The sequence below is a fragment of the Kibdelosporangium phytohabitans genome (genome assembly GCF_001302585.1).
GTDB lineage: Bacteria > Actinomycetota > Actinomycetes > Mycobacteriales > Pseudonocardiaceae > Kibdelosporangium > Kibdelosporangium phytohabitans.
Genome location: NZ_CP012752.1, coordinates 10,271,892 through 10,297,567, shown reverse-complemented (window position 1 = coordinate 10,297,567; position 25,676 = coordinate 10,271,892). Strand labels below are relative to the sequence as shown.

Sequence of the window (25,676 nt, the reverse complement as noted above, 5' to 3'; positions counted from 1 at the left end):
GGCCCTACCCCAGCGCGTAGGTGATGGCGTCGGTGATGCTCATCCGGGCGCCGCGGCCGAAGGCGGCCTCGTACGCGGTGCCGCCGAGCGCCTGGATCGCCTGCTCGGTCCGCCGATGACCGATGACGCTGCCGTCGGCCAGGCCGACGTGTTCGCGGACGCGTCTGGTGGCACCGAGCAGGGTGGCGGCGCGTTCGTCCTCGTTCGCGGTGACCGCCAGCAACCCGACACCGGCAGCGACGCAGAGCAGGTCCTGGCCGGATTGCTTGATCCGCAACGATTCCCGTGTCAACGCGGTCGCCGCGGCCAGTTCGCCGCGGTGGACCGCGATCACCGCGAGCGCCAGCAGGACGTAGCCCAGCGCCCACTTCTCCTCGTTGGCCTCGCACAGTTCACGTGCCTCGCAACAGAGTGACTGCGCTCGGGCCAGGTCTCCCCGCAACGTCAGCGCGAGGGCCAGCGTCACGCTGGTCATGATCACGTTGCTGTCCAGTTCGCGCAGTTCGCCGTGTCTGGCCAGCGCCTGTTCGAGCAGGGCCAGTCCGGTGGGCAGGTCCTCCTCGAAGATCGAGACCGCTCCCATGACGTACGCGGTGTGGGCGAGTGACGTGTCGTCCGCGTCCTTGCCCACTTGCGTCAGCAGTTGCCGCGCCGCGTCGGTTTTGCCTTGCAGCGCGGTGACGTACCCGTTGACCCACAGTGCTTTCCACCGGTCGATCGTGGGCTGCCGGGTCGCCGACAACGCCCAGTCCAGCCAGTGCTGGCCCTCGGCGAGCCGCCCGCCGCCGACCCAGTGGAACCACAGTGCGCCCGCGAGACGCAGCCCGGCAGCGGATTCACCCGGCTCGGTCAGGCAGAACCCCAGCGCCGCGCGGAAGTTGGCGTGGTCGAGCCCGGACTGGGCGGACAGTTCCTGTTGGGCCGCACCGAACCACCGCTGTTCCCGGTGCTCGGCCACGTTGAGGTACCAGTTGCGGTGACGTCTGCGCACCAACGGTAACTCCCCGCTCTGGTGCAACTGCTCACGGCCGTACTGCCGTAACGTCTCCTGCACGCGGTACCGAACCGGCCCGGGTTCGGGCAGGCGCGTCAGCACGGCCTTGACCACCAGGCCGTCGATCACGTCCAGCACGGTGTCGAGCGGGATGTCGTTGTAGCTCGCGCACACGTTCTCGACTGCCGCGAGGTCGAAACTGCCTTCGAAGACGGACATCCGCCGCCACAGCAGCCGCTCGGCGGCCGAGCACAGCTCGTAGCTCCAGTCCACTGTGGCCTGGATCGCCGGTTTCATCCGGATCAGGTTGTCCAACTGGCCGACCAGTTCGGCCAACGGGAGCAACCGGACCTGCGCGGCGGCCAGTTCGAGCGCCAGCGGTACGCCTTCGAGCCGGCAGCACAGCGAGATCACTTCCTTGCGGTTGTCCTCGGTCAGCGCGAACCCGCCGGCAGCCGCGCGGCGCACGAACAACGTGACCGCAGGCGCGTCGGCGTCGTCCGGTTCGGGCACGGAGAGCGGTTTGACGTCGTGGACCTGCTCCGCCTCGATGTGCAGCGGCACTTTGCTGGTGACCAGGACACGCAGGTCCGGCGCGGCGTGCAGCAGCGCGTCGATGAACAAGCCGCAGGCGGGCACCAGGTGCTCGCAGTTGTCCAGGACCAGCAGCGCCACCTGGGATTGGAAGTGATCGGCCAGCACCGTCGTCATGCTCCGGCCGGACTGGTCGTGCAGGTCCATCGCGTCGGCGACGGTGTGCGCGATCAGCGCGAAGTCGTTGAGCGGGGCGAGGTCCGCGCACCAGACGCCGTCGGGGTACGAGGACCGGTTGCACTCCGCGACCTGCGAGGCGAGTGTGGACTTGCCGACCCCGCCGACGCCGGTGAGCGTGACCAGCCGGTCGTTGGCCAGCAGCCAGGTCACCTCTTCGACGTCCTTGTCCCTGCTGACCAGGCTTTTGACCGTGTTCGGCGCGTGCCGGGGCACGTGGACGGTCCGCAGGACCCCGGTCAGCCGCGCGGCTTCCCGCCGCACCCAGGCGGTCTGCTCGCAGTCGCCGAGCGGTGTGTCACGCCAGAGGCTCACCGCTTGCGCGAGAACCCGTTCCGCGCGGGGCACGTCACCCGCCGCGATGTGGCGGCGTCCTTGGCGGGCAAGTGACTCGAACCGGACAGCGTCGACACATCCCGGTGGGACGCGCAGGCGGTAACCGGCGTCGCTTGCCTCGATCAGGTCGTCCAGCCCGGCCGCCCGCAGTTCGAGCCGAAACCGGGCCAGCCGGCAGTGCAGCGTCTGCACGGCGGTGACGGGGAAGGAGGCGCCCCACACCGCCTCGATCAGGTCGTGGATCGGTACCGGCTCGCCCGGGGTCGCCGCCAGCCTGGCCAGCGCTGTCCGCTGGTCACCGCCGGGTATCGCGACCTCCCCGGAAGGGGTGGTGAGCCGTACTGGACCAAGGAGGAGAACCGAGACGTCGTCCCGCATGTGGTTGTGTCCTGCCGCCGGGGATCGAAGCTAGGAACACAACCACCGCGCTGAGACGGGTCGCTACGTCCGAACAAGTGACGAGGTGTCACGTTCGAGTGAACAGACTCGGCCGGTGACCGGTTTTTTCCAGTCATACCAACGGTTTGCCGGACGCAAACCGGCACCGGCCGGGTCGTCGCGCTAACGGCGGGTGGTCAGCTTCTTCAGGTGCAGCGGGAGCGTCAGCACGAAGCTGACGAAGGCCACGATGATCGCGCCGAAGAAGCCCGCCCAGAAGCCGGTCACCTCGAAGGGCAGGTCCAGTTCGACCGCCAGCCAGCCGGTGAACCAGAACAGCAGGCCGTTGACCACCAGCCCGAGCAGGCCGAGCGTGAGGATGTACCCGACGCAGCCGACGATCTTGGCGATCGGCTTGAGGATCAGGTTGACCAGGCCGAACAGCAGCGCCACGCCGATCAGCGTGCCGATGCGGGCACCCGTCGACCCGGTGAGCAGGTTGATCCCCGGCAGGATGGTCGCCGCCCAGACAGCGACAGCCGAGGCGAGCACTCGATACACGAATTCCACGCCGCCACTGTCCCACTGCCCGCGCGATCCGCGCAGATTCCCGCCGGGCCGGGCGTGGCGAACAGCCTTGACCGTTGTGTCACCTGATGTCCGGGTGCCGGATGTACTTTGGACACGATGGTTGTGACCTCTCGTGGCATTCGTGTGCCCGCGGGGGTCGTTCGCCGTACTTTTGTGGTGTGAGCGTTGCGGTTCTCCTTGCCGTGACCGCCGGGGCGGTGGTGGCGTCGAAGTTCGGCCTCGTGGTCTGGGCTTCGCTGCTCGTGCTGCTCGCGGCGTACTTCACCGGCGTCTCAGTCACCCGCCGGACGGCGGTTGTCTCTGTTCTGGTTGCCATCGCCGGATTTGCGGCGGCTGCCACGTTTGTCGCCGGTGACTGGTGGACCGGATTCGGTCCGACGATCCCAGCCGCGGTGCTCGCCGGTGCGGCGCTGGGCAACGCCGTGCGAACCGGCCGTGAGATCGCGGCGATCCGCGCGGCCAGCGCCAGGGTGCTCGAGGACCTCGGTTCGTTGCTGGGCGGCCAGCACGACCCCGTGCTCGACCTGGACCTGGACAACCTGCTCGACGACCACGTGGAGGTCACGGTCGTCGGCGAGCAACGCCCGCTGCCCGCGCCGGTCGACGTGACGGTGTACCGGGTCGTGCAGGAATCCATTGCCAACGCGCGCAAGTACGGCACCGGCTGGGTGCAGCTGACGATGGAGTACGAACCGGACCGGATCGTGATCGAGGTCCGCAACGAACGAGCGGGAACGTCCCGGCGCGGCACCGGCCACGGCCTCGTCGGCCTGCGCGAACGGGTGGCGCTGGTGGACGGACAGCTCAGCGCGGGCCCGGAGGGCAAGGACTTCGTGATCCGCGCCGTCCTCTGAAGTCCACACCCGACCCAAAAAAGCTCGTGAGTGTTTTGGCCGGTTAGAACCGGCCAAAACACTCACGAGGGGGTTGTCAGTACAGGGCGCTGGCCAGGTTGCGGCGGGCCTTGGCGACCCTGGGGTCGTCGCTGGGGAACAGGCCGAACAGTTCGACCAGGTGCGAACGCACCTTGTCCCTGTCGTCACCGGCGGTGTTCCGGACGGCGTTGATCAGCCGGGCGAACGCCTCGTCGACCTGCTGCTGCGCCACCTCGATGTCGGCCGCGGCGAGCTGGGCATCGACGTCCGACGGGTCCGCGTCCGCCTTGCCGACGGCCGTCGGGTCGGCCGCCTCGGCGCGCGCGGTGAACCGCACCTGCGCCAACGCCGCCTTGACCTCCTCGTTGCCCGGTTCGACGTCGAGGATCTGCTGGTAGGCCTGCTCGGCCGCGGCGAAGTCACCCTGCTCGAACGCGTCCTCAGCCGCCACGAGGCGAGGGTCGACCGGCTCCTCGACGGGCTCGGCCGCGTCGTCATGGACGGCTCCGGCCTCGGCAGCCGCGATGCCCGGCATGCGGTCGCGCAACGCGTCGAGCAGCGCGCCGATCCACTGCCGGATCTGCGGCTCCGGCTGCGCGCCGGAGAACGCGTCGACCGGCTGGCCACCCGCGATCGCCACGATCGTCGGGATCGACTGGACACCGAACAGCTGCGCGATCCGCGGGTTGGCGTCGACGTCGACCTTGGCCAGCACCCAGGCGCCGCCGCTGGCGTTGGCCAGCCGCTCGAGCACCGGTGACAGCTGCTTGCACGGGCCACACCATTCGGCCCACAGGTCGACGACCACCGGGACCTGCAGCGAACGCTCGACCACGTCCGCCTGGAAGGTCGCCTCGGTGACGTCGAAGACGAACGGACCGCCCGCCGCGGGCGCGTCACCGTCCGCCGGAGCGGCTGCCGCGGGCCTGGTGGGTGCCTGCCGTGCGGCATCCGCCCGCGCCTTGAGCGCCGACAGGTCGACGGCGCCGGACAGAGCCGCGGACATGGCGGCCGTCTGACGTGGATTTGGCCTTGTCACACATCTATCCTGGCACGTTCCGCTGCCCAGGTCAGGGCGGGCTGCCACACAGCGCCGGGTGTGTGCCGCACCACATCCGATCACCGCTGTTCAGAACAGCTCAGACAACTCCTTGACGACGTCCAACGCCATCGGGTTCTGGCGCATCGCCTGGTTCTGCTCACCCAGGGCGAGCGCGAGCGGCCGCATCAGCTCGGCCAGCCGCCGCGTCCGCTCCGCCCCCAGCGCGCGCCACGGGTACTCGGCTGCCTCGTCCGTCCTGCGCTCGACGTCCGCCCGCAACGCGGCCCCGGCCTCGGTGATCGTGCCGTCACGCACGAGCCCGCGGTCGGCGAGCCGCCCTTCGGCCTGCGACCACTCCTCCTCGGACCAGCCACGCGCCACACGCATGTACGCGGGATCGACGCCCTGGTCCGCCGCGAACAGCACGAGCGTCTCGACCGGGTCCAGCGACGCCGCGACCAGCGCGGCCACGTGGCCGTCACCCCTGGACTCACGCAGGACGGTCGTGGCGTGCCACAGCTTCAGCCGAGGCTGCTCGGGCACGTCGAGGATGGCGTTGGCCGCGCCGAGCGGCCGCCCGGCCACGGGCGCGTTGCGCGCCGCTTCCAGCGCCAGCTCGGCGGCCTCGGCGACGTCACGGTCCCCGAGCATCCGCTTGAGCGCGCCGTCGGCGCCCTCGAGACGTGTCTCGAGGTACTGCTCCGGCGACGCGACCCGCCACGCGTCCGGGATCGCGCGCCGGACCATCCACGGGTGGAAGTTGTAGAACGACGAAACGACCATCTCGGGCGCGACCGCGCCGAGCGGGGCGGCGCGCATGCCGAAGTACCCCATCCAGCCGCCCTTGCAGCCCAGCGCGTCCGTGGCGGCACGGGACTCCGGTGTGAAGTACGTGACGTCGTGGTAGGTCTCGAACAGCAGCCACATGGCCCGGCTAGTCGGCAAGGTACCGCTCCACCCGCTCGACCTTGGCCGTGATCTGGCCGGTGTGACCGGGCCGGATGTCGGCTTTGAGGACGAGGCTGACCCGCGGCGCGTCGGCCTCCAGTACCTGGACGGCCTTCTTGACCACCGCCATGACCTCGTCCCACTCGCCTTCGATCTCGGTGAACATCGCGCTGGTCCGGTTGGGCAGGCCGGAATCGCGCACGACCTTCACCGCACGCGCGACCGCCTCGGCCACGCTGTCGGACTCACCACCGTGTGGTGCGACGCTGAACGCCACGAGCATGTGGCTCTCCTTTCGGCTTCACTGTCCCCACGGGTACCGCCTGGTAGCTTTTTGCGCCATGACGTCACGCCCGCTGCCGTTCGACCCGATCGCCCGTGCAGCCGAGCTGTGGGAAGAGCGCATCGGGCCGTCGGACGCGATGGCCGCGGTCACCAGTGTCATGCGGGTGCAGCAGATCATCCAGTCCGCCGTGGACGGCGCACTACGTCCGCACGGCCTGACTTTCGCCCGCTACGAGGCACTGGTGCTGTTGTCGTTCTCCAAACGCGGCAGCCTCCCGATGCGGGTGATGGGCGAACGGCTGCAACTGCACCCGACGAGCGTCACCAACATCGTCGACCGCCTCGAAGCCGACGGCCTGGTGAAGCGAACCCCGCACCCCACCGACCGCAGGACGACGCTGACCGAGATCACGCAGGCCGGCCGGGAACGCAGGGAGGCGGCGACGACGGCCGTCACCGGGATCGACTTCGGGCTGCGCGGCCTGACGCCGAGGCAGACGCGCCAGTTGTCGGACCTGCTGGCCAAGGTGCGCAAATCGGTCGGCGATTTCACCGACTGAGTGTTTGACTGCGGGGTATGTCCTGGACCGCACCCGAAGTACAAAGGAACGACGGCCCGTTCGTCGGCGACGAGCGCGCCGTCCTGCTGGGATTCCTGGAGTTCCAGCGTTCGACACTGCTGTGGAAGTGCTCCGGCCTGACCGGTGAGCAACTGGCTCGGCGAACGGTCCCGCCGTCGCCGATGTCACTGCTCGGCATCGTCCGGCACCTCGCCGACGTGGAACTCGGCTGGTTCGTGCAGCGAGTGGCCGGTGAACCGATCGAATTCCGCTTCTTCGACACGGACGCCGACGACCCGGACGTCGACTTCACCCAGGCAGCAGCCGAGAACGCGGAACAGGACCACGCCCTGTTGCTCGCGCGCATGGACGAATCACGCGCGGCGCTGGCCAGGGTGGCGTCCCTCGACCACACCTTCGAACACCCCAAGATGGGCACCGTCAGCACCCGCTGGGTGATCATGCACATGATCGAGGAGTACGCCCGGCACAACGGGCACGCGGACTTCCTGCGTGAGCAGATCGACGGCGAGACAGGCGAATGAAAGACGGCCCGTGCCGCGCTTGCGAGCGCGGCACGGGCCGTGAACCACCTGAGCCTCTCAGGCGAAACGAGCCGTGCACTCCTTGGCGTTGACGTAGCCGACGCGGAACGCCTCGACCCGCGCGAATCCGGCCTTGACCGGGTTGCCGTTGATGTCGGCGGCGATCAGGCTCTGGCCCATCAGCATCTCCGCGACGGCCTCGTCGAGGTCACCCGGCGAGATCCGGAGGATGCTGCCTTCCTTCTCGGCCACCTGCGCCCACGCACCGGTCAGGCACGCGGTGCGCAACGCCGCCTTCTCGTTGTCCAGCGGCAGGTTGACGTTCTTCTGGATGGCCATCGTGTAGCGGGACGCGACCTCGGCGAACGCCGCGAAGTCCCCGATGCCGACACCGTCACCGCCGGGCTCCTGGCCGCGCTTGGGCGGGGTGCCCAGCGCCGTGAGCTTCTTGAGGTCCATCACCACGGTGTTGTCCGACGGGCAGTACGCGGCCGGCTCGGTCGACTTGCCGTCCGGGCAGCGTGAGCTCTTCTCCTTCAGCTCAGGCAGCTTGGCACCGCTTGACTTGAAGGCGTCGTCGAGGCTGATCTTGAGCTTGCGGATCCGCTCGGAGTCGACCGGCAGGTTGCCGCGCAGCTTGTCCTTGTCAGCGAACTTCTCCTCGCTGATCCGGCTGTCGATCTCCTTCTGGTCCATCTTCGCGCACGTCTTCGGGCCGTTGCTGAACCCGGCCTGGAACGCGTACACCCGGTCCCACGCCAGACCGTGCGCGCCCTGCTTGTTCGCGTCGGTGCCCGCTGGGTCGCGGATGAAGAACATGGTGGCGAGGATCTTGTTGAGGCCCTCGCCGGTGGAGATCTGGAACCGCTTGGACTTGCCGTCGGCGATCCACCGGAAGAAGCCGCCCGCGTAGCAGTCGGCCTGCTGTTCCTTCACGATCGTCTTCGTGGCCTGGGTGATGCCGCTCTTGGGGCCCAGTTTGAACTGGACCGCGTGCCCGACCTCGTGGGCGAGGACCGTCACCGCGGACATCTTGCCGAACTGCTTGTCCAAGTCCGGCAACAGCACACCGCGGTCCCACGCGATGCTGTCGTCGAGGCTGCAGTAGAACGCGTTGACCAGGCCGGACGTGGACGTCTGGCAGATCCGCAGCGCCTTGCCCTTCGAGTCGTACGACACCAGCCGCGCCAGCGGCTCGAACTTCTGCCCCTCGAAGTCCGCGGGCATCCGTTCGCCCCAGTATTCGTACAAGTCGGCGAGCGCACCCAACGCGAGCTGATCCATTTCGCCGTTGTCGGCGTTCTCAGCTGTCAGGTCCACCTTGGGAGCGCCGTCACGGGGCCCACTGCGTACTTGGTCGTCGTTCGTCACGGGCAGGCCCGCGACCGAGCCCGGGTCGACCTCACCCTCGCCTTTGGGGTTGCCAGGCACCGGTGACGCGCAGCTGACCAGCACAAGTACGGCGCCTGCGAGCGCCAACGGGAGATATGACCGCACGGGGGCACCCTAGCGGTCACCACGACATGGCACGCGGTAATCGGGACAAAGGTGGCATCGGTTACGTCATCGCAGGTCGCAGGCGTTGATCCCGTCGACCGCGCCTGTCCTGAACGCCGCTACACGTTCGAATCCGGTCGCCGGTGCCTCGCCGTCGACGTCACGGGCGGGGTAGTCGTAACCCAGCAGCACCTGAACGGCTTCGTCCAGGTCACCGGGCGACAGCGTGAACACGCCGTTGCCCTCCCGCGTGAGCAGGAACTTGCTGTACGCGCCGGAGACGCAGAGCACGGTCCGCTGCGCCTCCGGGCCGGTCAGCGGCTTGCCCAGCACCGCGAGCAGGCTGACCGCGTACCGGCTGCTCACGATCGTCCCGGTGGCCCAGTCGCCGATCTTGGCGTGCAGGTCGGTCAGTTTGCCCTTGGTCTGCATGTCGATGGTCTTGTCGTTCGGGCAGTACGCCACCGGGCCCTGGTCACCCTTGCTGCACCGCGGCGAGCTGGTCACCCGGTCGAGCTTCGGCGTGGGCCACTGCTTGCCGAGCTTGTCCGCCGTGCCCTTCATGAACGCGTTCAGGTCCGGTTCGAGCTGCTGGATCGCCTGGTCGAACGGCAGGTTGCCGCCGGTGGCCTCGTCCTGCCTGCTGATGAAGCCGCGCTGGGTGAACACCCGGTTGTCGACCGTGATCTCCGAGCAGAGCTTCGCGCCCTTCTCGAACCCGTCCTGGAACGCCGAGACGCGGTCGAAGGCGTCACCGTGCGCGCCTTGCGCGGTCTGCTCGGTGCCGACCGGGTCCTTGAACAGGACCATCGCCTCGAGCGCCGGGTCGAGCGAGTCCCGGTCCAGGCTCAGGTTGGCGGCCTTGCCGTCGGACACCCAGCGGACGAACGAGCCCGCGTAGCAGTCGGCCTGCGACTCCAGCAGGATCGTCGGGTACCGCTGCGGGTCGTTGCGTTGCGACTGCTGCGTGATGCCCGCGCGGCGCTGCACCGCGTGGCCCATCTCGTGCGCCAGCACCAGCATCACCGCGGCCTCGCCGAACTTCTCCTTCAGCACGGGCAGCAGCGACGCCCGGTCCCACGCGATGATGTCCGCCGACGGGCAGTAGAAGGCGTTGCCTTCCACGTCCGAGGCCTGGTCGGTGCACGGCGGCGGCGGGGCGGCCTTGTCGCTCGTGTCCACCGAGTAGTACCCGCCGCGCAACGGCTGCCACGGCTTGTCGTCGAAGGTGGCCGGGAAGCCGTCCTCCCAGAACTTCTCGACGTCTTTGATCACCGTCCCGGCCAGTTTGTCGATCTCGCCGCCGTCGGTGTTGTTGATGAACGACGTGTCGACGTCTTCCTGCTTGTCGGGGTTGATCACGCGACCGGCGCCCAGCGGGGTGCCTTGCACTGTGACCGTGCACGCGGACAACACCACGGCACTGACGAGGACCGCACTGACTGCGCCGAACGACCGAATCACCCCTCAAGTGTGCCTGTTCCGGCGGCACTGAGGGGGACCGATCATGTGCCGAAGCGATATCGGCGCCCAAAAGTGCAGGTCCTAGAAGCGGTCCAGTGCCCTGATCTTGTTCGTGGCGTCGAGCGCGGCGACCTTGTACGCCTCCGACAGCGTCGGGTAGTTGAAGATCGCGTCGACGAGGTAGTCGACCGTGCCGCCGCAGCCCATCACGGCCTGCCCGATGTGCACCAGATCCGTTGCGCCCGTGCCGAACACGTGCACACCGAGGATCCGGCGGTCCGTTGTGGACACGAGCAGCTTGAGCATCCCGTACGAGTCGCCGGCGATCTGGCCCCTGGCAAGTTCACGGTACCTGGCCGTACCGGTCTCGTAGGGCACCGACGACGTGGTCAGCTCCGCCTCGGTGGCACCGACGTACGAGATCTCCGGAATCGTGTAGATACCGATAGGTTGCAGCGCGCCGAGTTCCTGCGTCGGCTCGCCGAACGCGTGGTAGGCCGCCAGCCTGCCCTGGTCCATCGAGGTCGCGGCCAGTGCGGGGAACCCGATCACGTCGCCGACCGCGTAGATGTGCTCGACCGGCGTCTGGAAGTGCGGGCCGACCTCCAGCCTGCCCCGCTTGTCCGCCTCCAGCCCGGCCTTGTCGAGCGCGAGCGCGTCGGTCACGCCCTGGCGGCCCGCCGAGTACATCACCGCCTCAGCCGGGATCCGCTTGCCGCTGGCCAGCGTGGTCACCGTGGCGTGGTCGTTCACGGCGACGTCCACGACCTTCTCGCCGAAGCGGAACGTCACCGCGAGGTCACGCAGGTGGAACTTCAGCGACTCGACGATCTCCGGATCGCAGAACTCCAGCATGTGATCCCGCTGCTCGACCACGGTCACCCGGCTGCCGAGCGCGGCGAACATGGACGCGTACTCGATGCCGATCACCCCGGCGCCGACCACGACCATGGACGCCGGGATCGTCTCCAGTTGCAGGATCTCGTCGGAGTCGAGCACCCGCGCCTCGTCGAAGTCGACGGCGTTCGGCCTGGCCGGGCGGGTGCCGGTGGCGATCACGATCTTGTCCCCGCTGATCGCCGTCCGCGTTCGCCCCTCGACCGCGACAGTGTGCGGGTCGACGAACCTCGCGAGCCCGTCGACGATGTCGACGTGGTTGCGCAGCAACTGCGCGCGCACGACCTCGACCTCTCTGCCGATGACGTGTTGCGTGCGGGACAGCAGGTCGGCGATGGTGATGTCCTGCTTGACCCGGTAGCTCGCGCCGTACAGCTCGCGCTGCGCCATCCCGGTCAGGTAGAGCACCGCCTCGCGCAGCGTCTTCGACGGAATGGTCCCCGTGTTGACGCAGACGCCGCCGATCATGTCGTGTTTGTCCACGATGGCGACTCGTTTACCGAGCTTGGCAGCGGCGATGGCGGCTTTCTGCCCGCCAGGGCCCGATCCGATGACGATCAAGTCATAATCGTGCGCAGTCACGCCTACAGCCTGCCATCTCCCAAGCCCTCGTGAGTGGTTATGCCGGTTAGAACCGGCGTAACCACTCACGAGTCCGTCAAGCGGGCACCAGCCAGATGACACCCTGCGGCGGCAGTTGCAGCACGGCGGACGCCGGTCGGCCGTGCCACGGCCTGCCCGCCGCCTCGACGTCACCGAAGTTGCCGACGCCCGACCCGCCGTACGCCTGCGCGTCCGTGTTCAGCACCTCGCGCCAGCGGCCCGTCCTGGGCAGGCCGACGCGGTAGTCGTTGTGCGGCATGCCCGCGAAGTTCGCGATGCACACGACCACGTTGTCGCCGTTGGGGTCCATCCGGATGAAGGACAGCACGTTCCCGGCCGCGTCGTTCGCGTCGATCCACGAGAAGCCCTCGGGCGCGGTGTCCGCCACGTACATCGCGGGCTGGTCGCGGTAGACCTTGTTGAGGTCGCCGACGAGCGTGCGGATCCCGGCGTGCAGCGGGTCGTCCAGCAGGTGCCAGTCCAGCGAACGGGACTCCGACCACTCGTCCACCTGGCCGAACTCGCCACCCATGAACAACATCTGCTTGCCCGGGTGCGCCCACATGAAGGCCAGCAACGCGCGGACACCCGCCGCCTTGTTCCAGTCGTCGCCCGGCATCCGCGTCCACAGCGACCCCTTGCCGTGCACGACCTCGTCGTGCGACAGCGGCAGGACGTAGTTCTCGCTCCAGGCGTACACCAGCGAGAACGTGATCTCGTTGTGGTGGAAGGAGCGGTGCACGGGGTCGTGGTGCAGGTAGTTGAGCGTGTCGTGCATCCAGCCCATGTTCCACTTGAAGCCGAACCCCAGACCGCCGAGGTGGGTCGGGCGGGTCACGCCCGGCCACGCCGTCGACTCCTCGGCGACCATCATCGCGCCGGGGTGTCTCCTGTAGACGGTCGCGTTCAGCTCCTGCAGGAACCGCACGGCGTCCAGGTTCTCCCTGCCGCCGTGCTCGTTGGGCAGCCACTGCCCTTCCTGGCGCGAGTAGTCCAGGTACAGCATCGAGGCGACCGCGTCCACGCGCAGGCCGTCGATGTGGAACTCCTCCAGCCAGTACAGCGCGTTCGCGACGAGGAAGTTGCGGACCTCGTTGCGGCCGAAGTCGAAGACCAGCGTGCCCCAGTCCGGGTGCTCGCCGCGACGCGGGTCGGCGTGCTCGTACAGCGGCTGGCCGTCGAACCGGGCCAGCGCCCACGAGTCCTTGGGGAAGTGCGCGGGCACCCAGTCCATGATCACGCCGATGCCGCGCGAGTGCAGGTGGTCGACGAAGAACCGGAAGTCGTCCGGGCCGCCGAACCGGGACATCGGCGCGTAGTAGGACGTGACCTGGTAGCCCCACGACCCGCTGAACGGGTGCTGGGCCACCGGCATCAGCTCGACGTGCGTGAAGCCGAGCTCGGTGACGTAGTCGGCCAGCTGCTCGGCCAGCTCGCGGTAACCGAGGCCGGGCCGCCACGAGCCCAGGTGCACCTCGTACTTGCTGACCGGGCGGCGCCACCAGTCGGTGCGCTCGCGCTCGGTGACCCACTCGTCGTCAGTCCACTCGTAATCCGAAGTGGACACTATGGACGCCGTCGCTGGCGGCGGCTCGGCGCTGAAGGCCAGCGGGTCGGCCTTCTCGTGCCAGTGGTTGTCCTTGCCGAGCAGCCGGAACTTGTAACGGGTCCCGGCGGGCAGACCGGGCACGAACAGCTCCCAGATGCCCGAGGAGCCCAGCGACCGCATCGGGTTCGCGCGGCCGTCCCAGCCGTCGAAGTCACCGCAAACCCTGACGCCACGGGCATTCGGCGCCCACACGGCGAACGACGTGCCCTCGATCGGGCCGGTCGGGGTGTCGTAGGAGCGCACGTGCGCGCCCATGACTGTCCACAGCCGCTCGTGGCGCCCTTCGGCGATCAGGTGCAGGTCCAGCTCGCCCAGCGTGGGCAGCCAGCGGAACGGGTCGTCGGCCAGTTCGACCTTGTCGCCGTACGCGACCTCGAACATGTACTCGGTCGGCGTCTGCTGCTGCAGGACGGCGGCGAACAGGCCGGGCGCCACCTCGTCCAGCTCCTGCTTGAGGTCACCGGCGAGGACGGTCACGGCGCTCGCGCCGGGCCGCAGCGCACGCACCACCGCACCGGCCGGGTGCGGATGCATGCCCAGTATCGAGTGCGGGTCGTGGTGCGCGCCGGACAGCAGGCGGTCGACGTCCTCGGCCGGCGGGGCCGGATCGAGTGGTTTCACTTCGCTGATCCTAATGGTCGGGGACGCGGGTCGCAGATCGCACTGAGGCACTGCCGTCAGGACGCGATCCGGGCGATCGACGTCAGCGGGATCTGCAGCCAATCCGGGCGGTTGGCCTGCTCGTACGCCACTTCGTAGACGGCTTTGTCCAACTCGAGGGCACGCAGCAGCACTCCGTGCGCGCGGGGGTCGCCGTTGGGGGAGACCTCCGCGTAGCCGTCGCAGAAGGCGCTGCGGTTGCGGCTGGTCCATTCCTGGGCACGCACCGCCAGCTGGTGATCTTCTGGTTGTCCGACAAGCAGTTGGTGCGCCGCGTAGTCGAACGACCTGAGCATCCCGGCCACATCGCGCAGCGGCGAACGAGGCGCGAGGCGCTCGCTCACCGGGGCAGCCGGTTCGCCTTCGAAATCGATCAGCACCCAACCGTGGACCGTGCGCAGCACCTGGCCGAGGTGCAGATCGCCGTGCACGTGCTGGATCGGCACGCCGCTGTCGGCCGTGCCACGCGCCTGCTCGAACACCTCGTGGACGGCGCCCTGCATGGCGGCCAGCTCGGGCACCGCCGCCATGACGCTGTCCAACCTGCGGTGCATCGCGTCGATGGCCGCGTCCAGCTCGCCCGGCTCGATCGGACGGGACTCCAGTGCGCGCGCCAGGTCCGCGTGCACCGCCGCGACGGCCGCGCCGAGGCGGTGCGCCTCACCGGCGAAATCACCGCCGACCTCGTCGGCGTGCAGGTCACCCTCGGCCATCAGGTCCCGCACGCTCGCGGTCGCCATCGCCCAGCCGTCCGCCGCGTCGGCGAGGAACTGTTGCAGCATCCCCAAAGTCGGCTGGTCGCCGTCGTCGTCGGCGATCCAGCCGAGCGGCTGCGCGATGTGCTCGCAGCCGACCGAGTGCAGCGCGCGGTGGATCCGCAGGTCCGGGTTCGGGCCGGCGGACAGCTTGCGGAACAGCTTCAGGATGTACTGCTGGCCGTAGATCAGCGACGTGTTGCTCTGCTCGGAGGTGACTGCCCGGCCACGCAGTCCCTCGTCGAGCTCGACGTCGTCCTCCCGGTGGAAGGAGATCGGGCCGGTCGAGTCCTGTCCGGCCATCGCGTCGAGCAGGAACGTCATCGCTTCCGGGTCCGCGGTGGCCTCGTACCAGTGCGTGCCCTCGCTGTCGACCCAGACGCCGTTGAGGTGCTCCGGCGGCTGCGCACGGCTGCCGAGCAGCAGCTGGTAGACCGACTTGCGGTCGTCCTGCACGACCTCGACGAGGGCGTGCACCAGCCTGGGGTCCTTGTCCGACAACGTGATCACGCGGACCGGCCGGGCCTCGGTCACCGGCCTGTCCTTGCCGCCGAACCACCGCTGGGTGGGCAGCCACGTCGGCAGTTGTTCGGCCAGCATCCGCAGAACCGGCTCCGTCATCCCTCGTCCACCGCCATGATCTCGAACCAGTAGAAGCCATGCCCGGGTAGCGTGAGCAGGTACGACAACTCACCGATCAACGGGAACCGCACCCCGCCGGTCAGCTCGACCGGCTGGCGTCCCTCGTACTCGGAGAGGTCGAGCTCGACCGGCTGCGGGAACCGGGAGAGGTTGTTCACGCAGAGCACGGTGTCGTCGCCGTGCCGCCGCAGGTACGCCAGCACGCTCGGGTTTGACGAACCGAGCTCCTGGAAGTCGCCGAGACCGAACGCGCTGTGCTGCTTGCGGACCTCGATCATCCGGCGCGTCCAGTGCAGCAGCGACGACGAGTTGTTCAGCTGCGACTCGACGTTGATGCCCTGGTAGCCGTACACGGGGTCCGCGATCACGGGCAGGTAGATCCGCCCGGGGTCGCACTGGGAGAACCCGCCGTTGCGGTCGGGTGTCCACTGCATCGGCGTGCGGACCGCGTCCCGGTCGCCGAGCCAGATGTTGTCACCCATCCCGATCTCGTCGCCGTAGTACAGCACGGGTGAGCCCGGCAGCGAGAGCAGCATCGCGGTGAACAGCTCGAGCTGGTTGCGGTCGTTGTCGAGCAGCGGCGCCAGCCGTCGGCGGATGCCGATGTTGGCCTTCATCCGCGGGTCCTTGGCGTACTCCGCGTACATGTAGTCGCGTTCCTCGTCGGTGACCATCTCCAGGGTCAGCTCGTCGTGGTTGCGCAGGAAGATGCCCCACTGGCAGCCCGACGGGATCTGCGGGGTCTGGGCCAGGATCTCGGAGATCGGGAACCGCGACTCCCGCCGCACCGCCATGAAGATGCGCGGCATCAACGGGAAGTGGAAGGCCATGTGGCACTCGTCGCCGCCGATCGCGGCGTCGCCGAAGTACTCGACCACGTCCGACGGCCACTGGTTGGCCTCGGCCAGCAGCACCCGGCCCGGGTACTCGTCGTCGACGACCTTGCGGCAGCGCCGCAGGAACTCGTGCGTGCGCGGCAGGTTCTCGCAGTTGGTGCCCTCTTCCTCGAACAGGTACGGCACGGCGTCCAGCCGGAATCCGTCGATGCCGATGTCCAGCCAGAACCGCAGCACCTCGAGCATCGCCTCCTGCACGTCGGCGTTCTCGTAGTTGAGGTCGGGCTGGTGGGAGAAGAAGCGGTGCCAGTAGAACTGGCCGCGGACCGGGTCGTACGTCCAGTTCGAGCTCTCGGTGTCGACGAAGATGATCCGCGCGTCCGGGTACGCCTCGTTGGAGTCGGACCAGACGTAGTAGTCGCCGTACGGGCCCTCGGGGTCGGTGCGGGACGCCTGGAACCAGGGGTGGGCGTCGGAGGTGTGGTTGAGCACCAGGTCGGTGATCACCCGGATGCCGCGCCGGTGCGCCTCGTTGAGCAGGTAGACGAAGTCCTCGACCGTGCCGAACTCGGGCAGCACCGCGCGGAAGTCGCTGATGTCGTACCCGCCGTCGCGCAGCGGCGACGCGTAGAACGGCGGCAGCCAGAGGCAGTCGACGCCGAGCCACGCCAGATAGTCCATCTTGGACGCCAGGCCGCGCAGGTCGCCGGTGCCGTCGCCGTCGGAGTCGGTGAACGCGCGGACCAGGACCTCGTAGAACACGGCGGTCTTGAACCAGTCCGGCTCGCGCGCGGCGGGCCGCGCCGAACGGAAGTCCTCGGCCTGCGGTTCGACCAGGTGCCCGTCGGCCAGCACGGCCTCGCCCGTATGCGGGACACCTTCGAGGCCCAACGCGGAGTCAGGACGTGATTCCTCCGACACAGTCGCCACTTTCGCACCACTCGTTCGCTCGAGACCCAACACTTTGGTGGTACCCCAAAGCGCGGCTGCTTGAACAGCGAATGCTCTGGCGGTGAGCGGACTCTAGCCGGTCAACCGCCGCGTGGGCGAACTACGGTCCCCTTTGGTGCCTTCGTGTCCCTGGCCGGGGCCGGGTGAGCCACAGCGCGTCCCGCGCCGGCATGCCGCTCGGGGGGTCTGTTGGTACGCTGTTGCCCCTATTCGGTGGCGCCGAGCCGCCGACGGGGCCCGGTGCGATTTCTTCGGGAACAAGCGGTGAACATTCCATGTGCCGGTCGGCGCCCACGTGCTCGGATCGGGCAACCGGCCCGCAACCGCACACAGTGGACCGGCGTGGCCCGGCTCTCACCTCAACGGCCGATAACCGGGTTTTGATCCACTGCGGAGATTTGCCGCGTCCTGGCAGCCTTGTCAGTGATCGCGCTGTGTCGCCCAGTCGACCAGCACATCCGCGGCGCCGGTGTAGGTGGCCGGATCGCACAGAGCGGCGAGTTCGTCGGCGTCGATGTGGCCGGTGAACTCCGGAATCCCGGCGAGCACCCGGTGCAGCGGCTGACCGGTCGAGTCGGCGGTGGTGACGGCCTCGCTGATCAGCTTCTTGGCCGCCGCCTTGCCGAGCCGGGTGGCCAGCACCGCCCCGATCCGTTCGGAAACCACGTGGCTGCCGGTGAGACCGAGGTTGTCCCGCATCCGCTCCGGACGGACCTCGAGACCTTCGACGAGTTCGACGGCGGTGTGCGTGGCACCACCGGTCAACCGGAGGCACTCGCGCAGCAGGTGCCACTCCGCGTGCCACGCACCCGCCGAACGCTCGTCCTCCGAGACCAGGCACTGGGTCAGCCCGGCGGCGATCGCCGGTACCTGCAGCGCCGCGCTGCGCACCAGCGTGGCGAGGACGGGGTTGCGCTTGTGCGGCATCGCGGACGACGAACCACGTCCGGGCACTGTGGACTCCGCCAGTTCGCCCGTCTCGGTTCTGGTCAGCAGCAACACGTCGATCGCGATCTTGCCGAGCGCCCCGGTGGTGAACGCGAGCACCCCGGCGAGGTCGGCGATCGGGGTGCGCAGCACGTGCCACGGCAGCACCGGCCGGACCAGACCGGTTTCGGCGGCGAACGCGTCGAGCAGCTTGTCCACGTAGTCCGCGCGGTCGACGGCTCCGCTGTACTCGAGGTACCCGGCAAGTGTTCCGGCGGCGCCGCCGAGCGCCACCGGCAAGCTGTCCAGCACCTGGCCCGCCCGGCGGTCGGCATCGAGGACGAGCTGCCGCCAGCCCGCGGCTTTCAGACCGAACGTCGTGGGAACCGCGTGCAGAGCGAGCGTGCGGCCGATCATCGGGGTGTCCCGGTGCGCGCGTGCCACGTCGTTCAGCACGTCCGCCATCCTGGCCAGGTCGGCCCGGATGATCCGCAGGGCGTGGTGGGCGATCACCATCGTGGCGGTGTCGAAGATGTCCTGGCTCGTCGAACCCCGGTGCACGAACTCGGCCGCGTCCGGGTTGCCGGCACCGACCAGCCGGGTCAGGCTCGCGACGAGACCGACGACGGGGTTCGCCGTCTCCCGTGCGGCGACCGACAGCGCGGTCAGGTCGAGACGTTCGGCCCGTGCCGCACTGGTGATGGCCTCGGCGGCCCACTCCGGCACGGTCCCGATCCTCGACTGCGCACGAGCGAGGGCAGCCTCGGTGTCGAGCATGGCCTGCAACCACGCCGTGTCACTGACCACGGCCTCGATCGGCGTGCCTGCCCGTACCGGCGACAGCAGACCGGAGTCGATCGTGACCAGGTCGTCGGGCGGAGTCGTCACACGATCACCTCGGTGGAGCGAGAACGAACTGCTTCAGTGTCGCCCGCCCGCACGTGCGCCACCGGCTGCAGGGCGAGAACAGCACGGGCGATCGCGTCGGAGTCGCCCAGCGTCACCGAGTCCACGCCAGGACGGATCCCCGCCGCGGTCACCCAGTGCACCGACTCGGTGGGCACCCCGTACGCGAACCGGCGGGGATGTGCTTGACCTCGCGCGTCGACCACGCGGTAAGGGCGGCCGGTCACCGCGAGCCCGCCGGTCTCGTAGTTGGTGTCGTGCGCGTCCGGGATGCGGTACGAGCTGCACTGGTCGGTGTCGAGCATGTGCCGCAGCAGCGGGTCGTCCGTCCGGCGCAGATCCGGTGCGGGCAGCCTGGCCTCGATCATGGTGGTCGCCCGGATCGGCGGGCCCGCCACCACGGCCGACTCGGCCACGAAAGCCGGCTCGGCGATGTCGATGCGGAACTGCGTCTCCGGCCCGAGCATCCGCAGCACACCGCACTCGATCAGCGCGATCATCTGCTCGATCCGGGAGACGGGCGGCCCGATGGACAGGAACGCGTTGAGCGGCGTGTACCAGCCCTCCAGCTCGTCCCGGTGCGACAGGCCGGCCAAGCCACCGTGGTCGACCACGAGCCGGATCTCGTTGCGCAGGTCCCGCAGGACGTCGAGCGCCGCCTTGAGCGGGTCGCTGGAGTTCCCGGCCCGCGCGTGCCGGACGTCGTCGGCCAGGTACTCCAGCAGCCACGCCTGGTAGTCGGCGCGGTCGGTGAACTGCCGCCCGAGACAGGGCCGCGACAGCCGCTCCCAGTCCCACCGATCGTCCTGGTCGACGCCGTACGCGTCCAGCACCGGGCCCGGGTCGTGCCCGACCGGCAGGGCCAGGTACGCCCCGATGAGATCCTTGCCCCGGTCAGGCAGCCCGCGGGACTCGAACAACGTCTGGTAGTAGACGCTTTCCACTTCTCTGGCGATCAGCGGCCACACGTCGGTGCCGAACCGGACCAGATTCCCGCCTGCCATCCTGCCGCGCAGGTCCGCGATCACGGCCGGGGTCAGCACCCTGGGCGTGTGACGGCCGAAGGCGCCCTTCTCGTTCTCGCCTCGAGCCTGGTACGGCACACCCCGCCGGGAACTCGCGTACATCAGCGGTTCGCGCCCGGACGGCTCGTAGACCAGGCGCTCGCCGTCCCGGCGGAACGTTCCCCCACGCCCGGCCGTGAACAGCGCCATGTAGTCGAAGAAGTTCAGCCCCAGCCCGCGCAGCAGCACCGGCCGGTTCGCCGGGATCGAACTCAGGTGGACGTCGGCCGGGTTCGCCGGAGTGACGTACGCGAGGTGGTGGATCCGCGCCAGGCTCGCCGTGCGTGCCTCACGCGGTGTCAGCCGCGCCGGCACGTGACCCTGCGCCAGCACGACCGCGTCCAGGTGGTTGAGCCTCGTGCTGTTCGCCAGCCGGATGCCCTGCGGGCCACCGACCACGCCGTGCGTGTCGGCGATCGCGACCGCCCGTGAGTGATGCACCTGGATCGTGACGTGCGGCGGGGCGGCGGCCGCGATCCGCTGGAACGCGTCGCGCAGGTAGTGACCGTAGAAAGCACGGGTCGGGTACGAGTTCGGGCCGAGTTCACGCGCCTCGGCCAGGACCTCGGCGTCGTAGCTGCCCGGCTCACCGAGCAGGGCGAGACTCGCGGCCCAGTCGTACAGGCTCGGCCCCGGCTCGATCGGGCCGTCGATCTGGGCACTGTCGTCGGTGAAGACCGTGATCTGCGATGCCACGGTGTTGGTCAGCAGGTAGGGCGACTGGTTCGTGCGCCAGACCGCGCCCGAACCCGGCAGAGCCGAGTCGATGACGTGGACAGTCACCGCGGGAAACGACCGCGACTCGCGTTCGTTGGCGCACAGGCGTTCCAACACGGACAGACCGCGTGGCCCGGCGCCGACGATGCAGATTTCCAGTTCGCTGGTGTTCATGCCGGCGCTCCGTCGCTTTCCGTCGTCAACAGCCGGGTGTCGTGGCTCGATCAACACCGACCATGCTGCCAGCGCGCAGCCGTCAGCGACTGAACTCCGGCGCATGTGCGTCAAGTCGCGCCGCCGACACGGCTGTGACCGGCGGCCTCAGCGCTGGACGGAGATGATGTGCGCGACCGCGTTCCACGGCTCCAGCCGGACGTAGTTCGACTGGCCCCAGTCCCACGTCTGCCCGGTCACCTCGTCGTGGGCGGTGAACCGGTCGTGCCAGCGCATGCCGAGCTCCGGCATGTCCAGCCAGACCATGGCCTCGGTGGTGTCGAACGGGTCGAGGCTGAGCACGACGAGAACCGTGTCGCCGGACTCCGGGTCCACTTTGGAGTAAGCGAGCACGGCGTCGTTGTCGGCGTTGTGGAAGTGCAGCGTCCGCAGCTGCTGCAGCGCGGGGTGGGCGCGGCGGATCGTGTTCAGCCGCCGCAGCCACGGCTCCAGCGAACGGCCGTCCACCAGCGCCTTCTCCCAGTCACGCGGCCGCAACTGGTACTTCTCCGAGTCCAGGTACTCCTCGCTGCCCTGCCTGACCGGCTCGTGCTCGTAGAGCTCGTAACCGGCGTACACGCCCCACGTCGGCGCGAAGGTCGCGGCCAGCGCGGCGCGCAGCGCGAACATGCCGGGGCCGCCTTCCTGCAGTGACGCGTGCAGGATGTCCGGCGTGTTGACGAACAGGTTCGGCCTGGCCTCGTCGGCGTGCTTGACCAGCTCCTGCCCGAACTCGATCAGCTCGTGCTTGCCCGTGCGCCACGTGAAGTACGTGTACGACTGGGTGAAGCCGAGCCGCGCGAGCCCGTACAACCGGGCCGGGCGGGTGAAGGCCTCGGACAGGAACAGCACGTCCGGGTGGGTGGACTTGACCTGGCTGATCAGCCAGTGCCAGAAGTCCGGTGGCTTGGTGTGCGGGTTGTCGACCCGGAAGATCCGCACCCCGCTCTCCACCCAGTGCTGCACCACGCGCAGGACCTCGGAGTACAACCCGGCCGGGTCGTTGTCGAAGTTCAGCGGGTAGATGTCCTGGTACTTCTTCGGCGGGTTCTCGGCGTACGCGATCGTGCCGTCCGGGCGGGTGGTGAACCACTCCGGGTGGGACTTGACCCACGGGTGGTCTGGCGCGCACTGCAACGCCAGGTCGAGCGCGACCTCCATGCCCAGCTCGTGGGTGCGGGCCACGAAGTCCTTGAAGTCCGCGAGCGTGCCGAGCTCGGGGTGGACGGCGTCGTGGCCGCCCTCGTCCGAGCCGATCGCCCAGACCGAGCCGACGTCCTCCGGTGCGGAGATGACGCTGTTGTTCGGACCTTTGCGGTTGATCTTGCCAATCGGGTGGATCGGCGGCAGGTAGACCACGTCGAAGCCCATCGACGCGACCCGCTCGAGCTCGGCCGCGGCCGTGACGAACGTGCCGTGCACCGGCTTGCCCGACTCGTCGACGCCACCGGTCGAGCGGGGGAAGAACTCGTACCACGATCCGAACAGGGCGCGCTTGCGGTCGACCCACACCCGGATCGTCTTGCCGCGCGTGACCAGTTCCCTGACCGGGTGACTGGTCATGATCTTGTGCACCGGCTCGGACAGCGCCTCGGCGATCCGCGCGGGCAACGGCCGGTCCGTGTCACGCAGGGCCTGCGCGGCGGACGTGAGCAACCGCTTCTCGCCGTTGCGGTTGGGGCGGCGGGAAACCCGCTCGAGCAAGCGGGCCCCGCTCTCCAGGTCGTTCCACAGCTCCTCGGGCGTCTGCGCGGCGCCGACCTTCACCTCGACCGCGTGCTTCCACGTCGACCACGGATCGCTCCACGCGTCGACGCGGTAGGTCCACAGCCCCTCGGTGTCGGGGACGATGACGGCGACGAACTCGTCCGGCTCCGTCGGGTGCGGGACCATCCGGGTCTGCCGGGCGGCGGTGTCGGTCGGTCCGCGCCACGCGACGGTCGCGGCAACCGCGTCGTGGCCTTCCCGCCACACCGTCGCCTGGATCGGAACATGTTCTCCGACAACGGCTTTGACCGGGTATCGGCCACAGTCGACAGACGGGGAGACATTGTCGATGCCGAGACGACCGCTCACAGAGGCGCTCCTCAGGTGTGGGGTTCTGCCTCTAGTCTGCCGTGTCGGAGCCCTTAGCGTGTAATGGGGTTGTCCCAAACCCGCCGGTAAGCCCCGATTAACCACGCGTTAGCACGATCGCGGTCGGGGTGTTCGGGCAACGGCGACGTCGTGATCAGCTTCTGCAGCTTCGCTTCCAGCTCGTCGGCCGCGGCCAGCGCCTCATCCCTGGTGTGCTTGCCCTGCCGCAGATCGCGCAGCCACGCCAGCCACGGCTCGGGGATCGGCAGCGTGATCCGGCCGGTCTCCAGCAGTTCGACACCCTGCACACCGAGCCGGACCATGTGCATCGCGTACTTGGCGTCGAAGCCGTATTTCTCGATCAGCTCCGGCCGGTTCGTGTGCTTGCGGTGGCCGAGCATGCCCGCCCGCTGCGAGCGCAGGTACCCGATGAAGCGCATGCCCGCCTGGCGCGACAGCACGATCTCCGGCTCCGCGCGCAGTTCCCGGCCGAGGTCGTCGATCTCGACGATCTCGGCCTCCGGGACGAACAGCGGCAGCAGGACGGTCGGGTTGCCCTGCAACGCCAGACGTACCCACTTGCGCAGCGAGTAAACGATCAGGTCGAGATCACCGGGACCGGACCGGTGGCCCTCCGGCTGCGTGCGGAAGATGTACTGCTCGAACTTGTCCAGGCCGACGACGTACTCGGGCGGCTCGACGCAGATGCCCATCTCGTCCCGGTCGTCCTGGCCCTGGATGGCCGTGCCGTGCACCCCGGAGCCCACCTGCACGCGCAGGATCGTGCTCCGCTCGGCGATCGCGGCGAACTGGGGAGACGAATGCTTCATGACTTGGTTTTCTACCGTCTCACCTGGACGAACGCGTACTGGTTTTCAGGGCAGGGCGGCCTCGAACGGGATCGCGACGGACCGGGGCAGCGGTGCCGCGCTGTCCGCGCGGAACGACTGGAGCAGGTACGCCACGAGCCGCCGGGAGGCTTGCGCCGTCTCCTCGGGGGTGCCCGCCCGGATCCCGCCGTTGGCCTGGAGGACGAGCGCCACGTCGGCCATGTGGAAATCCCGGCGCAGCGCACCGGCCTCCTGGGCGCGCGACACCAGTTCGGTCAGTCCTCGTTCGGCGTGCTCGCGCTGCGCCCGGAAGTCCGGCGCGTGGGGAAACGCCGTGACGAACGCCTTGGCGAAGCCCCGGTCGCGTGCCTGCATCGCGCAGACCTCCTGGACCACCCGGCAGAACGCGCGCCACGGGTCGGGGTCGGCGAGCGCGGCGTCGAGCATCCCCGCGCACTCGGTCATCTGTTCGGCGAAGGCCTCCGCGACCAGGTCCTCCTTGGTGGGGAACCGGCGGTACAGGGTCGCGACGCCGAGACCCGCGCGGCGGGCGATCTCGCTCATCGGGACGTCGAGCCCCTCGGCCGCGAAGACCGCTCGCGCCGTGTCGAGGATCTTGGCGCGGTTGGCGGCCGCGTCCGTGCGCAAGGGAGGCAATGTCGTCGGCACGTCTCTCACTTTAGGCGAAGTGGAAGACCCCGTCCGGTTTCCTGGGTAGAACTGGAGCATGGCTTCCACTTCGATGCGTTACGTCACGTTCGACCGTTATGGACCGCCGGAAGTGCTGTCGGTGGCCACGGGGCCGATTCCGCGGCCACGCCCCGACGAGGTGCTGGTGCGGGTGCGGGCGGTGTCGCTCAACGCCGGCGAACTCGCCGCGCGCGCCGGGAAGGTGCGTGTGGTCACCGGCACCAAGTTTCCCCAGCGCATGGGCGTCGACCTGGTCGGCGAGGTCGTCGAGCCGGGGACGAGCCGGTTCGCCGCGGGTGACAAGGTCTGGGGCGGCAACGGGCGGTCGTTGGGCACAGCGGCCGAGTACGTCGCAGTCGCACCCGGGCGGATCGACCACCTCCCCGCCGGCCTCGACATGGTCGAGGCCGCCGCACTGCCCGCCGGGACCACGGCGATCACCGCGTTCCGGGACAAAGCCGCGCTCGCGCCCGGCGAGCGGCTGCTCGTGCGGGGAGCGACCGGCGGTGTCGGATACGTCGCCGTGCAACTCGGCAAGGCAATGGGCGCGCACGTGACCGGGCTGGCCAGCGCGGCCAACCTGGACCTGGCGAAGCAACTCGGCGCCGACGAGGTGATCGACTACCGCGCGCCCGGTGATCTCGGCCGGTTCGACGTCATCCTCGACACGGTCGGCACCGGCCTGCCCGCCTTCCGCCGTCTGCTCACCCCGCACGGCCGGATGGTCACGATCGCGTTCGACTTCGACCACCTCGTTCGCTCGTTGGGGTACATCGCGGCGAACTCGATCCGGCGCGACCGCTGGCTCCGGGCCTTCAGCGGCAACCCGGAGGCGCCGTTGTTCGCGGAACTCGGCCGCTGGGTCACTGCCGGGGAGATCCGCCCGCACGTCGACCGCGTGTTCCCGCTGTCGGACGTCGCCGCCGCGCACCGCGCGCTCGAACAGGGCGGTGTACGGGGCAAGATCGTGGTCGATTTGTCCTGAAACGGCACCCTGACCAGGTCGGCCCGGTA

20 protein-coding genes are annotated in these 25,676 nt (G+C 69.1%); 4 read left to right on the top strand and 16 right to left on the bottom strand.

Annotated features, from left to right (window positions below; genetic code table 11):
- Positions 1–4 precede the first annotated feature (4 nt).
- Both AOZ06_RS45965 and AOZ06_RS45960 read right to left on the bottom strand, forming a co-directional pair.
- A complete protein-coding gene (locus tag AOZ06_RS45965; protein ID WP_054295127.1) occupies positions 5–2,479 on the bottom strand; it encodes an ATP-binding protein in 2,475 nt (824 codons plus the stop codon).
- Positions 2,480–2,662: 183 nt separating this feature from the next.
- On the bottom strand, positions 2,663–3,049 hold the full coding sequence (locus AOZ06_RS45960; RefSeq protein WP_054295126.1) for a phage holin family protein: 387 nt from the start codon (positions 3,047–3,049) through the stop codon (positions 2,663–2,665).
- Positions 3,050–3,228: 179 nt separating this feature from the next.
- Between AOZ06_RS45960 and AOZ06_RS45955 the strand changes: the two genes are divergently transcribed.
- The gene (locus AOZ06_RS45955) at positions 3,229–3,924 is read left to right on the top strand and encodes a sensor histidine kinase (protein WP_157233608.1); all 696 of its coding nucleotides are present in this window, start codon (positions 3,229–3,231) and stop codon (positions 3,922–3,924) included.
- A gap of 76 nt (positions 3,925–4,000) precedes the next feature.
- Here the strand turns inward: AOZ06_RS45955 and AOZ06_RS45950 are convergent, their stop codons facing one another.
- The 3 genes from AOZ06_RS45950 to AOZ06_RS45940 all read right to left on the bottom strand — a co-directional run bounded on the left by AOZ06_RS45950 (position 4,001) and on the right by AOZ06_RS45940 (position 6,218).
- Positions 4,001–4,951: a tetratricopeptide repeat protein gene (locus AOZ06_RS45950; protein WP_157233607.1), complete on the bottom strand. Its 951-nt coding sequence runs from the start codon at positions 4,949–4,951 to the stop codon at positions 4,001–4,003.
- Between the two features lie 123 nt (positions 4,952–5,074).
- Positions 5,075–5,932, bottom strand: a complete 858-nt coding sequence (locus AOZ06_RS45945; protein ID WP_225953057.1) for an SCO6745 family protein — start codon at positions 5,930–5,932, stop codon at positions 5,075–5,077.
- Complete coding sequence (locus tag AOZ06_RS45940; protein ID WP_054295123.1) at positions 5,922–6,218, bottom strand: MTH1187 family thiamine-binding protein; 297 nt, start codon at positions 6,216–6,218, stop codon at positions 5,922–5,924. The genes AOZ06_RS45945 and AOZ06_RS45940 overlap by 11 nt, the downstream gene beginning before the upstream one ends.
- A gap of 58 nt (positions 6,219–6,276) precedes the next feature.
- On the opposite strand from AOZ06_RS45940, the gene AOZ06_RS45935 reads away from it, so the two are divergent.
- A complete protein-coding gene (locus tag AOZ06_RS45935) occupies positions 6,277–6,780 on the top strand; it encodes a MarR family winged helix-turn-helix transcriptional regulator (protein ID WP_054295122.1) in 504 nt (167 codons plus the stop codon).
- Positions 6,781–6,797: 17 nt separating this feature from the next.
- The gene (locus AOZ06_RS45930) at positions 6,798–7,325 is read left to right on the top strand and encodes a DinB family protein (protein WP_054295121.1); all 528 of its coding nucleotides are present in this window, start codon (positions 6,798–6,800) and stop codon (positions 7,323–7,325) included.
- Positions 7,326–7,382: 57 nt separating this feature from the next.
- On the opposite strand, the gene AOZ06_RS45925 is transcribed toward AOZ06_RS45930, so the two are convergent.
- From AOZ06_RS45925 to AOZ06_RS45875, 11 genes are all read right to left on the bottom strand, one after another.
- On the bottom strand, positions 7,383–8,822 hold the full coding sequence (locus tag AOZ06_RS45925) for a neutral zinc metallopeptidase (protein ID WP_054295120.1): 1,440 nt from the start codon (positions 8,820–8,822) through the stop codon (positions 7,383–7,385).
- A gap of 66 nt (positions 8,823–8,888) precedes the next feature.
- The gene (locus tag AOZ06_RS45920; RefSeq protein ID WP_054295119.1) at positions 8,889–10,286 is read right to left on the bottom strand and encodes a neutral zinc metallopeptidase; all 1,398 of its coding nucleotides are present in this window, start codon (positions 10,284–10,286) and stop codon (positions 8,889–8,891) included.
- Positions 10,287–10,367: 81 nt separating this feature from the next.
- A complete protein-coding gene (gene sthA / locus AOZ06_RS45915; protein ID WP_054295118.1) occupies positions 10,368–11,765 on the bottom strand; it encodes a Si-specific NAD(P)(+) transhydrogenase in 1,398 nt (465 codons plus the stop codon).
- A 76-nt stretch (positions 11,766–11,841) separates the two neighbouring features.
- Positions 11,842–14,016, bottom strand: a complete 2,175-nt coding sequence (glgB, locus tag AOZ06_RS45910; RefSeq protein WP_236951952.1) for a 1,4-alpha-glucan branching protein GlgB — start codon at positions 14,014–14,016, stop codon at positions 11,842–11,844.
- A 56-nt stretch (positions 14,017–14,072) separates the two neighbouring features.
- Entirely contained in the window at positions 14,073–15,431 is a 1,359-nt protein-coding gene (locus AOZ06_RS58650) for a maltokinase N-terminal cap-like domain-containing protein (RefSeq protein ID WP_054295117.1), read from the bottom strand.
- Positions 15,428–17,209, bottom strand: coding sequence for a maltose alpha-D-glucosyltransferase (treS, locus tag AOZ06_RS45900; protein ID WP_054297412.1), 1,782 nt, complete (start codon positions 17,207–17,209; stop codon positions 15,428–15,430). Before treS ends, AOZ06_RS58650 begins: the two co-directional genes overlap by 4 nt.
- Before the next feature lie 450 nt (positions 17,210–17,659).
- Positions 17,660–19,054: a nitrosuccinate lyase gene (locus AOZ06_RS45895; protein WP_054295116.1), complete on the bottom strand. Its 1,395-nt coding sequence runs from the start codon at positions 19,052–19,054 to the stop codon at positions 17,660–17,662.
- Positions 19,051–21,027, bottom strand: coding sequence for an FAD/NAD(P)-binding protein (locus AOZ06_RS45890; protein ID WP_054295115.1), 1,977 nt, complete (start codon positions 21,025–21,027; stop codon positions 19,051–19,053). Before AOZ06_RS45890 ends, AOZ06_RS45895 begins: the two co-directional genes overlap by 4 nt.
- A gap of 147 nt (positions 21,028–21,174) precedes the next feature.
- On the bottom strand, positions 21,175–23,142 hold the full coding sequence (locus tag AOZ06_RS45885) for an alpha-1,4-glucan--maltose-1-phosphate maltosyltransferase (protein WP_054295114.1): 1,968 nt from the start codon (positions 23,140–23,142) through the stop codon (positions 21,175–21,177).
- 53 nt (positions 23,143–23,195) lie between these two features.
- Positions 23,196–23,972, bottom strand: coding sequence for a nucleotidyltransferase domain-containing protein (locus AOZ06_RS45880; RefSeq protein WP_054295113.1), 777 nt, complete (start codon positions 23,970–23,972; stop codon positions 23,196–23,198).
- A 45-nt stretch (positions 23,973–24,017) separates the two neighbouring features.
- Positions 24,018–24,641: a TetR/AcrR family transcriptional regulator gene (locus AOZ06_RS45875; RefSeq protein WP_236951951.1), complete on the bottom strand. Its 624-nt coding sequence runs from the start codon at positions 24,639–24,641 to the stop codon at positions 24,018–24,020.
- 58 nt (positions 24,642–24,699) lie between these two features.
- Here AOZ06_RS45875 and AOZ06_RS45870 point away from each other — a divergent pair, with 58 nt between their 5' ends.
- Entirely contained in the window at positions 24,700–25,647 is a 948-nt protein-coding gene (locus AOZ06_RS45870) for an NAD(P)-dependent alcohol dehydrogenase (protein WP_218921887.1), read from the top strand.
- Positions 25,648–25,676: the final 29 nt, after the last annotated feature.